Here is a 14,613-nt window from a genome sequence, read left to right as displayed (position 1 = left end):
CAGCAGACTGAAAAACGCTATATATTCGAGTTCTCGGAGCATCAAGATAAACTAAGACGCATTTTAAGCGTTTATAGGTCAGTACGAATGCTACGATAGCGTTGGGCGAGGATGCGAAGTCGGTCCTTGAATTGATCAGAGAAAAGGAGTTTAAAGGATGAAAATGACTTATCTGGAAGCTACTGCCAAATTTTACAGCGAAGTAGCCCAAACTCCCGAAGTGGGGCTATGTTGTGTCCACAGCAGTCCTTTGCAACTACCGGGGTTAAAAATCCCTGCCATTATGCAAGAGATGAACTATGGTTGTGGCACGACGGTGCAGGCCAATGAATTAGGCAATTCTCCCAGGGTTTTGTATGTGGGTGTGGGTGGTGGTTTAGAAGCACTGCAATTCGCCTATTTTTCCCGTCGTCCAGGGGGAGTCATTGCGGTGGATCCAGTGCCAGAAATGCGTTGGGCAGCCCAAAGAAATCTCAGCGAAGCGCTGCTGGAAAATCCCTGGTTTAGTCTCGATTTTGTGGAAATTAGAGATGGTTCCGCCTTTGAATTGCCGGTGGAGGATGCCTCCGTCGATGTAGTGGCGCAGAATTGTCTTTTTAATATCTTTAAACCAGCCGACTTACAGTTAGCTTTACGGGAAGCTTTTCGCGTCTTAAAACCGGGAGGACGTTTACTGATGAGCGATCCGATCGCCACTCGTCCAATCCCCGAACATTTGCAAGAAGATCAGCGTTTACGAGCTATGTGTCTATCGGGGGCCTTGACCTACGATGATTATATTAAACAGTTGCTCGATGCTGGTTTTGGTCAGGTAGAAATTCGGGCCCGTCGTCCCTATCGTTTACTGGACTGTCAGAGTTATAATTTAGCCGATCCGCTCCTATTAGAAAGTTTGGATTCCGTTGCTTTTAAACTAGCTATTCCCGAAGATGGGGCCTGTATTTTTACGGGCAAAACTGCTATTTATACTGGTACGGAGGCAATTTTCGATGATGGTGCCGGGCATATTTTAGCCAAAGGATTGCCGGTGGCCGTCTGTGATAAAACTGCGGGCAACTTAGCTCGCTCCTCTCCCCAAGATATCCTCATCACCGAGTCCACTTGGCACTATAACGGGGGCGGTTGCTGTTAAAAAAGCAGCGTCGAGACAAGTTCGATCCCTCAGTTATCAGTTACCAGTTACCAGTTATCAGTTACCAGTTATCAGTTATCAGTTACCAGTTACCAGTTATCAGTTATCAGTTACCAGTTATCAGTTATCAGTTATCAGTTATCAGTTATCAGTTATCAGTTATCAGTTATCAGTTATCATTGATTAGTTATTGGTCACTGTTTACTGTTTACTAATTACTGTTTACCGTTTACTGTTCAATGTTTACCGTTCACTGATTACTGTTTACTGATTACTGTTTACTGATTACTGTTTACTGATTACTGTTTACTCTCCCATGACTCCTTTTGTTGAGAAACTAAAAACTCCTTTAACTAAGCAAAAAATCTCGGTTCTGCAAATTAATTTGGGGAAAAGATGTAACCTTGCCTGTAGCCATTGTCATGTGGAAGCTAGTCCAGGTCGTTCCGAAGAAATGACTCCAGAAGTGTGCGAACAAATTATCGAACTGATCGAAAGATTTCCCCAAATTAAAACCGTCGATCTGACCGGCGGTGCCCCGGAAATGCTCTACGGTTTTAAGCCGATTGTGGAAATCTCTAGAAAAGCTGGGAAACAGGTAATTGTGCGCTCGAATTTAACTATTTATTTCGAGAAAGGATTTACTGATATTCCTGAATATTGCGCTGGCCATCAGTTGCGGGTGGTGGCTTCTTTACCCTGTTATCTTGCCGATAATGTGGATAAAATGCGCGGTCTGGGAGTCTATGACCGATCAATCGCCGCTTTACAATGGTTAAACCGTCTCGGCTACGCTCAAGAGCCGAATTTGATTGTGGATTTAGTCTATAATCCCCAGATTCCTAAGTCAGATAATTTTTCTCTCACACCGGATCAACTATCCCTAACACGGGATTACAAAAAGTTCTTGCAAGAACATTTTAATATTTCTTTTAACAATCTATTTACTATCACTAACCTACCCGTCGGAAGGACACGCTTCCATCTGGAACACCGGCAACTCTATCAACCCTATCTTCAATTCCTCGAAGACTATTTTAATGGCGATACTATCGAGCATTTGATGTGTCGTAATCAGCTTTCCATTGATTATTTGGGTAATATCTATGACTGCGATTTTAATCAGATGGAGGATCGGGCCGCTTGCACCAGTCAAGGCCAAAAATTAACCCTGCCGGATTTATTACAAGCGGGTACTTTAGAGCTAATTGCAGAGGTACAAACCGCTTCCTATTGCTACGGTTGCACTGCTGGCAGCGGTTCCAGTTGTGGAGGAGCTTTGATTTCAAGCTGAACAAGTGTACTGGATTGACAGCGTGTCTTGGAAAATTTAGTACAAATGCTCGGACTAGCTCTCCCTGCCGCCAACTCCGGCGCTGTCTTAACGGGGTAGGGTGTAGGGTGTGGTGCGATTCGTTGGCTAGAAACTAGACAGTAAGACGTTTAGAGGATTAGCCGCTTGGTAAATGTAGTACCTTGATAACTTTATAACCCTACAGGTGCGGGTTAGTAATAACCTTAGTCCTGTCCTCTAGATGCCTAGAGTGACGGCATTTCCTGCTGCTTTAGACTTGGTACATCTGAGGTAGTGAGCGAGGAAAAAAAAGCGGTATCTGATAGCCTAAATCAGAAACCCGTTGAGCCAGAACCTATGGATAGCCCTGGGGCGAAGATACGAATTAACCATCGTCAACACCCACGAGCCAAAAGGCTGACAGGCTCGAAACAAAAGTTAACAGAGTTGGGGCTGATAGCTCATACCACTATCAGTAAGGCATTCCCGTTACTCTGTTGTGGACAGTATCATCCTAAGGGTTCAACCAATGGTTATAGGGAACGAAGTAACCCTGATTGACTCTGCCCGTTCGGGGCAGTAGGAAACCATCCGCAAGTCAATAGAGGGAGAGGATGTCCTTAAAAGCCAAGGCTTTGAGTAATATCAAAGATATGCTGACAAAGGACGGGTAACTAGGAAGTCTAAGCAACAATCAACGGTCATATACGCCCTAAAACCAACAATCTTGTCTGGTGGGGATACAGCCAAGAGGGTTGAATAGACAAGGAAATAATAATTCCCATTATTATTCTACTAATGACAGTAGCCTAGTTACTCAGGAGCCGGATACGGCGAAAGTCGTAAGTCCGGTTTTGAAGCAGGGGGTGGGAAGGCGACTTCCTGCTCTACTGTAACGGGTGTGGGGTTTGACCGATTTTGAGGGGGTCAATTAGCCAATTTTCAGGGAAAAAGTCCCTGAATTCTCCCCCCGATCGCTCCAATCGCTGGCACTTTTTAGTCAAAAGTTGGACTAATGATTAGGGACCAGAAAAAACCGCCGATTCTATATCTTGGCGACTAAGGGAGTATTTAAAAGCGCGATTGATGTCACTGCCGTCATTGGCTGCCCGAAAGTAACGAACGGTGATTTCTTCGATATCGAGGCAGATTTCCGCTTTCCATGTTGGTTTTTCGACGATCCAACAGTGGATATTCTCGGTATTTTTCCGACAACCTAATTTAACTAGCCATGCTTCGATCGCCGGTAAGGGATGATTATAGAGGGGAGTATCAGCAGTGGGAATCTTCATCGCATCTAAATCAAAAATAATTGGGCTACAGTGACGGCATTCTCTCCTCGAAGCATAGCAATAATCACCGCTACTAACAAGCAGCCGAGCAGGGTGAGTGCCAAGATAAACAAAGCAAAAATCTCTCCCGAAGATAGGGGACGATCGGTCGGATCGAGATAGGCGCTACGATTAGCTATGGGTTCATCGCTATCCGGGATAGTTTGGATGACATTCCAGCGCGAGTAACCTATCTGTAAATCATACAGGGAACGGCGATCGGGATTACTCAGGGTGGCATAAGCTTCGTTAAGACGCTGGAATTTAACCGTTGCCACTTCGGGGCTGAGTTCGGTAGTATCGGGGTGGTATCGTTTACTTAGTTCTCGATAGGCGCGTCGCACTTCGATCACCGAGGCACTCGGATGTAGTCCTAGAATGGCATAATAAGTATCGGCAAAGCGCGAGTTAGCGGCAATGACTCGCGAGGTGGTTTGGGAATTATCGCGCTCGAAGGTCACAAGATTTTTTACACTAAAAATTGTCTTAATATTTTAACCCTGTTGATCATGAAATCTCGTTATCGGCTGCGTCTTCAGATCTGTCTTGTCTTTCTTATTGTTGCTCTGACGAGTTTGTCTCCTTGGCTAACCCCTGGCGCCTATGCGGGGATCGATGATGATCGCCTTGATGGTAATATTTTTGTGGTCTATGCGGGTAATGGTTCCCTCGTACCACCGCGTTTAAATTTAGCGGAAACTTTTCAACGGAAAATTCCGGCTATTATTGTCTATTATCTGGATGATAGTAGTGATTGTAAGCAATTTGCGGCGATTGTCTCCCGTTTTCAAGAGTTTTACGGTCGCGCCGCCAGTATTATCCCCGTTACTGTCGATTCTATCCCCTTAAAGTCTTCCTATCGTCCCGATGAACCGGGTTACTATTATCGCGGTGGGGTTCCCCAAACGGTGGTTTTAGACCAACAAGGTAAAGTGGTTTATGATGGTTTGGGCAATGTTAAATATGAAGATGTGGATGATGTCTTAAGAAAGGTTTTTGAGCTTCTGCCTCGATCAGAATCGGTAGAGTTAAAAAGACGCTCTTTTAACGAGTTTAACGCTGAATTGCGCTAGTTACCTCTTTTTTATCCTCAATTGAACCAAAAATAATCATTTAGAGATGCTGTCAGCAGCGTCTCTATCTTGTTTTTAGGAACAATAAAATTATTTAGGGTTGGCTGAATAAATCTAAAAACCTTACAGGAAAGGGCTTTTAGCTTGATTGAGAGCTTCCCAAATGCACTTAAATCTGCTAGAATCTCTTAAAACCCTTGCATCACCCTTGCATCACCCTTGCATCTTCTCTAATTAGTGCTAATGTACCGTAAAAGCGAGTTACCCTCAACCCCACCAGAAAACTTCGAGCTGCCCTTTGAGGGGAAATTATCCCAAGACAATCGTTGGGTAATTATGGCCAACCTCATTCCCTGGTCAGAATTTGAAGCGGAATACGCATCACTTTTTTCAGAAGAAATGGGCACACCCGCCAAAACATTCAGGACAGCACTCGGAGCATTAATTATTAAAGAAAAATTAGGAACAAGCGATAGAGAAACGGTAGAACAAATCAAAGAAAATCCTTATTTACAATACTTCTTGGGGTTTTCATCCTACAGCAATGAACCCCGGTTTGAAGCGTCAATGTTGGTTCACTTTCGAGAAAGAATCACTCGGGAACTAATTAATAAAGTGAATCGCTTTATGGTCAAAAATTCGAGAGAAATAAAAGAAGAAGAAAACACCGAAAAAAAGTTAGAGAGCGAAACCCAAAGTCAACCAGAAAATCGAGGTAAATTAATTTTAGATGCCAGTTGTGCGCCCGCAGATATTAGTTATCCTACGGATTTAAACCTGTTAAATCAAGGAAGAAAACAAACCGAAAAAATTATTGATATTCTCTAGGAAACTTGAAAAGGAAAACTTGTTCAAAAACCGAGAACCTATCGTCTTCTAGCCAGAAAAAGTTATTTAGAAGTAGCGAAAAAAAGAAAACCTACCGTCAAACAAAGACGAAAAGCCCTGAAAAAACAGCTGCAATATCTGAAAAGAAATCTCGACCATATTGAACAACTTTTAGCAGAAGGAGCCTCTCTACAAAGCTTGAAAAAAAGAGACTATAAACTGTTGTTAGTAGTCACAGAAGTTTATCGTCAACAACTCTGGATGTACCAAAATAACAAACAGAGTATTGAAGACAGAATTGTCAGCTTAACTCAACCCCACATCCGTCCGATAGTCAGAGGAAAAGCTGGAAAACCCGTAGAATTTGGGGCTAAATTCTCAGCAAGCTGTATAGATGGTTACATATTTTTAGACCGAATTAGTTGGGATAACTTTAATGAATCAGGAGATTTAAAAGCACAAATAGAAGCTTATTATGACTATACAGGATACTATCCAGAATCAGTTCATGTGGACAAAATTTATCGAACCAGAGAAAACCGAGCTTGGTGTAAAGAAAGGGGAATCAGAATCAGTGGTCCCCCATTAGGAAGACCAGCCAAAAATGTTAGTAAAGAACAAAAGAAACAAGCTACTGATGATGAGAGGATTCGGAATTGTATAGAGGGCAAATTTGGACAGGGGAAAAGAAGATTTAGCTTAGGTAAAGTGATGGCTAAACTTCCTCATACTTCCTTTTCAGCGATTGCTATTACTTTTTTAGTCATGAATCTTTCTAACCTGTTGAGGCAGGTTTTTTGGGCTTTTTTATGTCTGAAATGGAAAAACAGCACTTTTTCTCGGTCAATGATTAGGATAAGTTATAATTTAAAAATTAATCAACAACTAAAGCTTATGCTTGTAGCTAAGTGAAATCATTGATTAAGAGACCTGTACTTTTCAATGACTTTTTCAGCAAACCCTACTTAGGGTCTGCTGAATAAATCTAAAAACCTTGTTGGCTAAGACTTTTAGACTTTTTGGAAACCAAAAAGTGCCAGATCCCGGAGTGATCGGGTGGAAAATTCCGGGACTTTTTCCCTGAAAATTAGGTAATTGACCCCCTCAAAATCGCTAAAACCCTACACCCTACACCCTACACCCCACACCCTGCCCCCAGGAAAAACTTTTTGCCGCAAACCCTACTTATTGCTTTTATTATCATTTAAGATTTATGTTAACCAATAAATGCTAGGCAATTCAGATTTTATCTGGAGTAATATTTGAAAAATATTTGCAATAGTGCCAGACTGAAAAAAGTTTGCTAACCTGATTATACTGAGAACAATAATCATTCTTGTAGGTGTGGGAGACAGCAATGAAAATCAAGCAAAATTTCCTAACAGCAGTGATATTACTGGGTTTTTCTAGTCCTGTACTGGCTAATAGTCTCGAAAACCTCTCTAGTAACCCCATGGCACAGGTAACAAGTGTCAATCAATTGCGGGATGTTTCTCCCACCGCCTGGGCTTTTGAGGCCTTAAGAAGTCTCGTGGAGAGGTATGGTTGTATAGTAGGTTATCCTGACCGTACTTTTCGCGGTGAACGCGCTTTAACTCGTTGGGAATTTGCCGCGGGGTTGAATTCCTGCTTAAATACCCTAGAAAGATTGATTCAAGAAGGAGTAGCGGTATTAAAAGAAGATCTAGACAGAATCAAGCGATTAGTCAGGGAATTCGAGACAGAATTAGCGGCCTTAGGGGCTAGGGTTAATAACTTAGAAAATCGAGTCGCTTTTCTGGAAAATAATCAATTTTCCACCACTACTAAATTAACTGGGGAAGTGGTGATGGCATTATATGGGGTAGCCACAGGAGAAAAAAACGGTGATGAAGGGATTCCCCAAGTACCAGCTTTTGGTTATCGGGCCCGTTTAGAATTAAATACTAGCTTCACAGGCAAAGATTTACTCTATACCCGTCTAGCAACGGGAAATATTGCCGATTTAGCCGATACCACCGGAACTTTTCAAAGTACCTTAGCCTTTACCCAACCCGACGGCAATGATTTATTGCTAGAAGTTTTAAACTACAGTTTCCCCGTAACGGAAAATATCCACCTCTGGTTAGAAGCGACGGGAGGTGCTAAAGATGACTTTACCAATACCCTCAACTTTTTGGATGGAGATGGTGCTAGTGGGGCACTTTCCGCTTTTGGTACCCGCAATCCCCTTTATTTTGCCCCCGGACAAACTGGACTCGGTTTACAGGGTAATTATGGGTCTTTCCAGTTCAGTGCCGGTTATCTTGCCGGAGATGCTAACGATCCTAACCCGGGAGGGGGTTTATTTAACGGCTCCTATACTGCCCTAGGGCAGCTGGGTTATGTTCCAAACGATAATTTTGGCATTGCTTTATCCTACTTTCATGGTTATAACCAATTAGACACGGGGACGGGAAGTCAGCGCTCGAATTTCCAATTTTTCACCGAAGAACTATTCGGGGAGGCTGTCCCGACAATTAATAATAGTTTGGGTTTACAATTTAGTTGGCGAATTGTCGATGGTTTTGTCCTCGGTGGTTGGGGGGGTTACACAAAAGCTATCACCCTTAGCACCTTAGATGGACAACTAGAACGCGGGGATTTAGATATCTGGAATTGGGCGGTAACTTTGGCTTTTCCTGATTTATTTAAGGAAGGAAATACCGCTGGTATTATTGTTGGTATGCAGCCCTGGGTGTCTAGTTCTAGTATTAGATTAAATGATGGTAGTTCCACTAATGATCCCGATACTTCCTTTCATATCGAAGGATTTTATGAGTGGAAACTCACCGATAATATTGCCCTTACTCCGGGGGTAATCGTGATTACTTCTCCCAACTCAAATAACAACAATTCCACCTTAGTTATCGGTACTATCCGAACGACTTTTACTTTCTGATTTGTCCAGGCAGCCGGTCAGAAATAAAGATAAAGTATGACGGGATTTGACATCATTTCTCGACGGCTGGCTGCTGTTCCTGCGTTTCGCACTCTAAACTAACTGAATTAAGGGGCATTTATGGTATTTTTAGAGGCAATTTAGCCTACTTTTGTGGTTTCCTTTTCATGGCGATACAATGAAGTTACTGCCACTTAATGAAACCTCTATGAACCTCATCCTTCCCTCTAAACTTCTGCAAACAGTACAAATGACTGAAGCTCAAATGCTCACGGAAATCGCTGTCATGCTTTATCAGCAGCAACGCCTTCAATTTGAACAAGCAGCCGAACTAACGGGAATGGCACTCGATGATTTCTACCAATTGCTAGTATCGCGTAATATCCTCACTCCACCCACTGACCCTGACGACGAACCAAAAGAACTCATCCTCACCAGTCTTTGTATTTCTCTTCAGCAAGCTAAAGAAGGCAAAGTACATCCCATCTCTGAACTCTGGGATGGCATAGATGACTGAAGAAATTCCCTCTATTAAGCTCCTTTTCTCTGATGAATTCAAGGATCGACTTCGCACCCTCGCCAAACGCTATCGGAGCATTCGTACTGACCTACAACCTCTAATTGATGACCTTCAGATAGGCAAATTCATCGGCGATCAAATACCAGGAATAGGCTACACTGTCTTTAAAGTTCGCCTCAAAAACAGCGATATTCAAAAGGGCAAAAGTAGCGGCTATCGTGTTATCTATCAACTTAAAGACAATGGTTGTGTTTTGATGCTCCTCATCTATGCCAAATCTGACCAAACAGACATCACAGCGCAGCAAATTCAAGACATCATTAATAAGTTTGACAATTTTTAGAAGTATTAATAGATGCCAAAAATAAACCCTCTCAAGATTGAATGAAGGGACATCGATGGTATTTTTACTAAACAATTTAGCCTATTTTTGTGGTTTCTTTTTCGGTAGATTGGGAGGGTTTTAGTTTGCTTTTGAGGTTTGAAGCTGCGCCGAAGCCGAAAGGGATGATAATTAACACATACCGCTCAAACTGTTATCATTTGATGATGACTAATTTGTTTAGCTTGCTCTTGCTGCTAAATCGGTAGTGATACTGGCATTATATCTGGATAATGTTATGCTCCCGACAGGGGTAAATTTTATTGCGATTGCGTTAGCGCAAATACAATGTTGATAAAAATTAATGTAGTAACCATAATATAGCTACATTTGGAGAGTAGAATTGAAGTGGACATGGGACGACAACAAAAATCGGACAAACAAGCGCGATCACGGCTTGAGCTTTGAAGCCGCTCAATATGTTTTTGCCGATCCTCTCGCTGTCAGCCGTCCTGATCCATACCCAGAGGAAGAACGCTGGCAGACTATCGGACTGATCGGTAAATTGACTGTGTTTGTGGTGCATACTTGGCCGGAGTCTGATTCAGTGACAGGAGAGGAAACGGGACGAATTATTAGCGCACGCAGGGCAACAGCCCATGAAAGGAGGGCTTATGAAGAAGGGAGATTCTAATCCAGTACCGCCAGAGATACAGGCTGAAATTGACGCTCTAGCCACGTCACAAGAGCTTATCCGCACAGATCTGATCCCGGAGGCTACGGGAGATTGGAGCAGGGCGCAGCGTGGTGTATTTTATCGTCCGCTCAAACAGCAGATCACCCTAAGCCTTGATGCTGACCTGATAGACTGGTTCAAAACCCAGGCCACACAAGAGGAGGGGTATCAGACCAGTATTAATCGCGCCCTGCGAGAATATGTAGAAACACGGGCAAAAAAATAAACCCCTTCAAGATTGATTGAAGGGGTATTTATGGTATTTTTAGAAACAATTTAGCCTACTTTTGTGGTTTCCTTTTCATGGCGATACAATGAAGTTACTGCCACTTAATGAAACCTCTATGAACCTCATCCTTCCCTCTAAACTTCTGCAAACAGTACAAATGACTGAAGCTCAAATGCTCACGGAAATCGCTATCATGCTCTATCAGCAGCAACGCCTTCAATTTGAACAAGCAGCCGAACTAACGGGAATGGCACTCGATGATTTCTACCAATTGCTAGTATCGCGTAATATCCTCACTCCACCCACTGACCCTGACGACGAACCAAAAGAACTCATCCTCACCAGTCTTTGTATTTCTCTTCAGCAAGCTAAAGAAGGCAAAGTACATCCCATCTCTGAACTCTGGGATGGCATAGATGACTGAAGAAATTCCCTCTATTAAGCTCCTTTTCTCTGATGAATTCAAGGATCGACTTCGCACCCTCGCCAAACGCTATCGGAGCATTCGTACTGACCTACAACCTCTAATTGATGACCTTCAGATAGGCAAATTCATCGGCGATCAAATACCAGGAATAGGCTACACTGTCTTTAAAGTTCGCCTCAAAAACAGCGATATTCAAAAGGGCAAAAGTAGCGGCTATCGTGTTATCTATCAACTTAAAGACAATGGTTGTGTTTTGATGCTCCTCATCTATGCCAAATCTAACCAAACAGACATCACAGCGCAGCAAATTCAAGACATCATTAATAAGTTTGACAATTTTTAGAAGTATTAATAGATGCCAAAAATAAACCCTCTCAAGATTGAATGAAGGGACATCGATGGTATTTTTAGAGGCAATTTAGCCTACTTTTGTGGTTTCTTTTTCAGTGGATTTAGGGGGTTTTAGTTGGCAACTGATAATAAAGCTTCTTCTATTGGCTTTGGTAACTCAATAGCATGAAACCGATTCACAGAAAAAGCGTAATCTTCACCACTTTCATCAATAACCCGAATTAGACTGTTTATTTCTGTTGTCTCATCAGGGATAACGCGGTATATTTTGCCCACCTCTAGTGAAGCTTCGTAGCCTTCATTATTGAGACAAACTGCGAACTTATTTGTTGGAGATGACTCTATGTTCATGGTCAATCGAGAAACGGTAGCTTGAGCTTAAATTCTTTTTTGCCGATGCCATGAGCTTCATACCAATGGACTTCGGCTAACCTTACTATACCATTGGGAAGCTGAACTTGGGCTATGCCCTTTAATTTTCTCCATTTACCTTTGCCATACTGTTTTTGCAACCGTTCCCGATTACGAATTCCTGTTCCTGTGGCAATAATCTCGATATTCGTAATATCGCTGATAATCTCAAAGTCCACGATCGATCAAGCAATCTTCAAGAGTGGCCTTTCATTATAGCATCTATTGCCAAAAAAGAGATAAGACCTCTTGCATAATTTTTTTATGGTATAATATAGGGTTTTGCTTTTTTCTCAATTCTTAGATTGAAGTGGAAAAAAGAATAAAATGTGATCTTAGGTCAGGAAATCATCTATAATTTTGCTATGTTTATTAGCAAAATTATGGATTATCAAAACTTATCAGATGAACAATTCAAACGCCGTTTCGGTGTGTATAAACAAACCTATAGAAAGATGGTAGAATCAGTAAAAAGTGTTGAAGCCGACTCTAATTCACCATCTAAAAGGGGACCGAAACCTAAACTATCTATAGAAGAACAAGTTTTAGTAACGTTAGAATATTGGCGAGAATATAGAACATATTTTCACATTGGTACAAGCTGGGAACTATCAGAATCAACTATATGTCGGATTGTAAATAAGACGGAAAAAATGCTTTTACAATCGGGAAACTTCCGTTTAAAAGGAAAAAAAGCTCTACTAAATCAAGCAGAGATACCGGTCGTAACGGTAATGGATGTAACGGAAACTCCCATTGAACGCCCCAAAAAGAAACAGAAAGATTTTTTGGGGGGTAAAAGAGGTTATCATACTTTAAAATCCCAATTAGTAGCTGATCAAACTACCGAGGAAATTATCTGTGTCTTTTGTGGGAAAGGTAGAGGTCATGATTTTAGTTTATTTAAAAAAAGTCGAGTTCGTTTTCATCCTTTAACTACCAGCATAGAAGACAGTGGTTATCAGGGAATAGCTGCATACCATAGTAATAGTTATACACCGAAAAAGAAATCGAAAAATAGAAAATTAACAGAGTTAGAAAAAGAGTATAACAAGGCTTTAGCCAAAGAAAGGATTATCATTGAACCTATAAATAGGAAACTCAAAATCTTTAAAATCTTATCCTGTAAATATCGGAATCGTCGTCGAAGATATAGTTTAAGAGTTAACTTGTTGGCGGCTATTTATAACGGTGAGTTAGGGATAGGTATAGCAGCTTCTTAAAAGTTGCCTAAAGATTAATCAAGTCAAGGAGAATTTATTCTCAATTATAAAAATTGAGATAGTTTGTGCCGCTTAAATAAAGAGGTTTTGATAACCAAATTAAAGCATATCTAAAGAGTTTTGAGTTAAAAGTTAAACTTCAAGTTTTCATTCAGGACGAATGTACTGGTTAACTAATTTTTTGGGGAAAATTAGTTAAGCCATCATTATAACATATAATTAATTTGCAAGAGTTCTATATAAAAAAACAAAACCCCCTCAAGATTGATTGAAGGGGCATTTATGGTATTTTTAGAAGCAATTTAGCCTACTTTTGTGGTTTCTTTTTCGGTGGATTTGGATGGTTTTAGTTGGCGCTTGAGGGTTGAAGCTGCGCCGGAGCCGAAGGTGATGATACTCAAACTGTTATTTTTTGTACTGTAGATTTTTTGGTTATTTCCTTAGGATGTCTGAACAATTGACCTTCATTTTGGTAGAAAACTTCATACTCCGGGGCTAGTTCAAGACGTAACTGTTTCCATAAACTAATTCCTTCTTGTTTAAAATCCATTTCAGCTTGCTGATTAGGAAAATCTGATAAAGGTGGATAGTCTTGATTTAAAGTCTTATCGTAAGTATCCTGCCATGCGTTTAAACGTTGAATGGTTGCTTGACTTAATGGTAATTCTTCAGGAGCAATGTTATCAATTTCATCTACTCCCCAAAGTGGGTAACTTCCATAATCTGCCCAAAGTTTGATTCTGATTGCCATAACTATCATTCCTGAATATAGCAATTCTTGGAGCTATGAGGTACAATAGAAAGTAAATAGACAAATAATAGAACTTACCAGCTTCCTATGAGACCCTATTCCGTAGATTTTCGCCAAAAAATTATCGATGTCTGGAAGAAAGAAAAAATTTCCATTCGAGGACTAGCCCAGAGATTTGACGTGGCTAAAAGCTTTATTCAGAAGTTATTGAAGCAACATAAAGAAACAGGAGATATCCGTCCTCGTCCGCAAGGGGGAAGTCCGCCAACCAAGTTAAATAGTGAACAACTGATAATTTTAATAGAAATCATCGAAGCTAACAATGATGCAACTCTCGAAGAATTATCGGACTTACTGTATGAAAAGACACAGGTGAAAGTCAGTAGAGCCACCCTGGGGCGGCTTACGCAAAAACTCAATTACAGTTTCAAAAAAAAACACTACACGCGGCGGAAAAAGAAAGTGACAGGGTAGAGCAAAAAAGAGTGGAATACTGGTCAGAAGTTCGGGAAATTGAGGCATCAAAACTAATTTTCATCGATGAATCGGGGGTAAATTTAGCCCTTTTGAGACTCTATGCTAGAGCCTTAATTGGCCGAAGAGCTCGGGGAAGAAAACCACAAAAAAGAGGGAGAAATATTTCAATAATTAGTGCTATAAGCTTAGAAAAAGTTGTCGCATCAGTCAACATATACGGTGCAGTGGATGCGGTAACATTTGAAGGATTTATTCTAAAGGAAGTGCTGCCAAAAATTAAAGAAGGAGACTGTCTGATCATGGATAACGCCAAGATTCATCTCGGAGAAATGGTCAGAGAAATAATCGAACAAGAAAAAGCTAGACTCATCTATTTACCTCCTTATTCTCCCGAATTCTCTCCTATTGAAAACTTTTGGTCAAAAGTGAAAGCGACGTTAAGAAAACTGAAGGCGAGAACTTACAAAGACTTAATAGAAGGGATTGAATTGGCTATGTTAGAAGTTACTCAAAAAGATATTCGCAATTGGTTTACTCACTGTTGCTACTGTACCTCATAAGTCAGAGAATTGCTATAAGTTTATTAAT

The 14,613-nt window shown here is 41.1% G+C and carries 17 protein-coding genes and 4 pseudogenes; 13 read left to right on the top strand and 8 right to left on the bottom strand.

Annotation, left to right across the window (positions count from 1 at the left end):
• Window positions 1-74: 74 nt before the first annotated feature.
• Window positions 75-158 (bottom strand): annotated as a pseudogene (locus tag MAE_RS36325) (type II toxin-antitoxin system RelE/ParE family toxin); the annotation flags it as partial.
• Between MAE_RS36325 and arsM the strand changes: the two are divergent.
• Both arsM and arsS read left to right on the top strand, forming a co-directional pair.
• Window positions 158-1,132, top strand: a complete 975-nt coding sequence (gene arsM / locus MAE_RS04435) for an arsenosugar biosynthesis arsenite methyltransferase ArsM (RefSeq protein WP_002763796.1) — start codon at window positions 158-160, stop codon at window positions 1,130-1,132. The pseudogene MAE_RS36325 and the gene arsM overlap by 1 nt on opposite strands.
• Window positions 1,133-1,448: 316 nt before the next feature.
• Window positions 1,449-2,426, top strand: a complete 978-nt coding sequence (gene arsS / locus MAE_RS04430) for an arsenosugar biosynthesis radical SAM (seleno)protein ArsS (protein WP_004163457.1) — start codon at window positions 1,449-1,451, stop codon at window positions 2,424-2,426.
• Window positions 2,427-3,445: 1,019 nt separating this feature from the next.
• On the opposite strand, the gene MAE_RS04425 is transcribed toward arsS, so the two are convergent.
• Both MAE_RS04425 and MAE_RS04420 read right to left on the bottom strand, forming a co-directional pair.
• Entirely contained in the window at window positions 3,446-3,718 is a 273-nt protein-coding gene (locus MAE_RS04425) for a DUF3143 domain-containing protein (RefSeq protein ID WP_004163459.1), read from the bottom strand.
• 5 nt (window positions 3,719-3,723) lie between these two features.
• Window positions 3,724-4,218, bottom strand: a complete 495-nt coding sequence (locus MAE_RS04420; RefSeq protein ID WP_004163460.1) for a J domain-containing protein — start codon at window positions 4,216-4,218, stop codon at window positions 3,724-3,726.
• 48 nt (window positions 4,219-4,266) lie between these two features.
• Between MAE_RS04420 and MAE_RS04415 the strand changes: the two genes are divergently transcribed.
• The 5 genes and pseudogenes from MAE_RS04415 to MAE_RS04395 all read left to right on the top strand — a co-directional run bounded on the left by MAE_RS04415 (window position 4,267) and on the right by MAE_RS04395 (window position 9,441).
• Complete coding sequence (locus MAE_RS04415; protein WP_012264502.1) at window positions 4,267-4,830, top strand: thylakoid membrane photosystem I accumulation factor; 564 nt, start codon at window positions 4,267-4,269, stop codon at window positions 4,828-4,830.
• Between the two features lie 243 nt (window positions 4,831-5,073).
• Window positions 5,074-6,570: pseudogene (locus MAE_RS04410) on the top strand (IS5-like element ISMae6 family transposase).
• Window positions 6,571-7,015: 445 nt separating this feature from the next.
• The gene (locus tag MAE_RS04405) at window positions 7,016-8,578 is read left to right on the top strand and encodes an iron uptake porin (RefSeq protein ID WP_012264499.1); all 1,563 of its coding nucleotides are present in this window, start codon (window positions 7,016-7,018) and stop codon (window positions 8,576-8,578) included.
• Between the two features lie 178 nt (window positions 8,579-8,756).
• Window positions 8,757-9,095, top strand: coding sequence for a UPF0175 family protein (locus MAE_RS04400; protein WP_012264498.1), 339 nt, complete (start codon window positions 8,757-8,759; stop codon window positions 9,093-9,095).
• Window positions 9,088-9,441: a type II toxin-antitoxin system RelE/ParE family toxin gene (locus MAE_RS04395; RefSeq protein WP_012264497.1), complete on the top strand. Its 354-nt coding sequence runs from the start codon at window positions 9,088-9,090 to the stop codon at window positions 9,439-9,441. Before MAE_RS04400 ends, MAE_RS04395 begins: the two co-directional genes overlap by 8 nt.
• Window positions 9,442-9,517: 76 nt before the next feature.
• Here MAE_RS04395 and MAE_RS34700 read toward each other — a convergent pair.
• Window positions 9,518-9,592: pseudogene (locus MAE_RS34700) on the bottom strand (PEP-CTERM sorting domain-containing protein); the annotation flags it as partial.
• Window positions 9,593-9,823: 231 nt separating this feature from the next.
• Here MAE_RS34700 and MAE_RS04390 point away from each other — a divergent pair.
• The 4 genes from MAE_RS04390 (at window position 9,824) to MAE_RS04375 (ending at window position 11,155) form a co-directional block, all read left to right on the top strand.
• A complete protein-coding gene (locus MAE_RS04390) occupies window positions 9,824-10,114 on the top strand; it encodes a BrnT family toxin (protein ID WP_041803799.1) in 291 nt (96 codons plus the stop codon).
• Entirely contained in the window at window positions 10,095-10,382 is a 288-nt protein-coding gene (locus MAE_RS04385) for a BrnA antitoxin family protein (RefSeq protein WP_125731861.1), read from the top strand. Before MAE_RS04390 ends, MAE_RS04385 begins: the two co-directional genes overlap by 20 nt.
• A gap of 88 nt (window positions 10,383-10,470) precedes the next feature.
• Complete coding sequence (locus MAE_RS04380; protein WP_012264493.1) at window positions 10,471-10,809, top strand: UPF0175 family protein; 339 nt, start codon at window positions 10,471-10,473, stop codon at window positions 10,807-10,809.
• A complete protein-coding gene (locus MAE_RS04375) occupies window positions 10,802-11,155 on the top strand; it encodes an addiction module antitoxin (protein WP_012264492.1) in 354 nt (117 codons plus the stop codon). The genes MAE_RS04380 and MAE_RS04375 overlap by 8 nt, the downstream gene beginning before the upstream one ends.
• A 119-nt stretch (window positions 11,156-11,274) precedes the next feature.
• Here MAE_RS04375 and MAE_RS04370 read toward each other — a convergent pair whose 3' ends face one another.
• Together MAE_RS04370 and MAE_RS04365 are read right to left on the bottom strand one after the other, a co-directional pair.
• Window positions 11,275-11,514 (bottom strand): hypothetical protein, encoded by a 240-nt coding sequence (locus MAE_RS04370; RefSeq protein ID WP_012264491.1) that lies wholly within the window; start codon window positions 11,512-11,514, stop codon window positions 11,275-11,277.
• Window positions 11,515-11,516: 2 nt separating this feature from the next.
• Window positions 11,517-11,753 (bottom strand): hypothetical protein, encoded by a 237-nt coding sequence (locus MAE_RS04365; protein WP_004161776.1) that lies wholly within the window; start codon window positions 11,751-11,753, stop codon window positions 11,517-11,519.
• A gap of 186 nt (window positions 11,754-11,939) precedes the next feature.
• On the opposite strand from MAE_RS04365, the gene MAE_RS04360 reads away from it, so the two are divergent.
• A complete protein-coding gene (locus MAE_RS04360) occupies window positions 11,940-12,797 on the top strand; it encodes an IS5 family transposase (protein ID WP_012264490.1) in 858 nt (285 codons plus the stop codon).
• A gap of 302 nt (window positions 12,798-13,099) precedes the next feature.
• Here MAE_RS04360 and MAE_RS34695 read toward each other — a convergent pair.
• Together MAE_RS34695 and MAE_RS04355 are read right to left on the bottom strand one after the other, a co-directional pair.
• Window positions 13,100-13,180: pseudogene (locus tag MAE_RS34695) on the bottom strand (PEP-CTERM sorting domain-containing protein); the annotation flags it as partial.
• Window positions 13,181-13,194: 14 nt separating this feature from the next.
• Window positions 13,195-13,548: a hypothetical protein gene (locus MAE_RS04355; protein ID WP_012264489.1), complete on the bottom strand. Its 354-nt coding sequence runs from the start codon at window positions 13,546-13,548 to the stop codon at window positions 13,195-13,197.
• Window positions 13,549-13,635: 87 nt separating this feature from the next.
• Between MAE_RS04355 and MAE_RS28470 the strand changes: the two genes are divergently transcribed.
• A protein-coding gene (locus MAE_RS28470; RefSeq protein ID WP_148204725.1) for an IS630-like element ISMae26 family transposase occupies window positions 13,636-14,585 on the top strand; the annotation gives its coding sequence in 2 pieces (ribosomal slippage) (window positions 13,636-13,978 and window positions 13,978-14,585; 951 coding nt in all).
• Window positions 14,586-14,613 lie beyond the last annotated feature (28 nt).

This window comes from Microcystis aeruginosa NIES-843 (assembly GCF_000010625.1).
GTDB classification, from domain to species: Bacteria; Cyanobacteriota; Cyanobacteriia; order Cyanobacteriales; family Microcystaceae; genus Microcystis; species Microcystis aeruginosa.
This window is presented reverse-complemented; position numbering and strand designations above follow the sequence as displayed.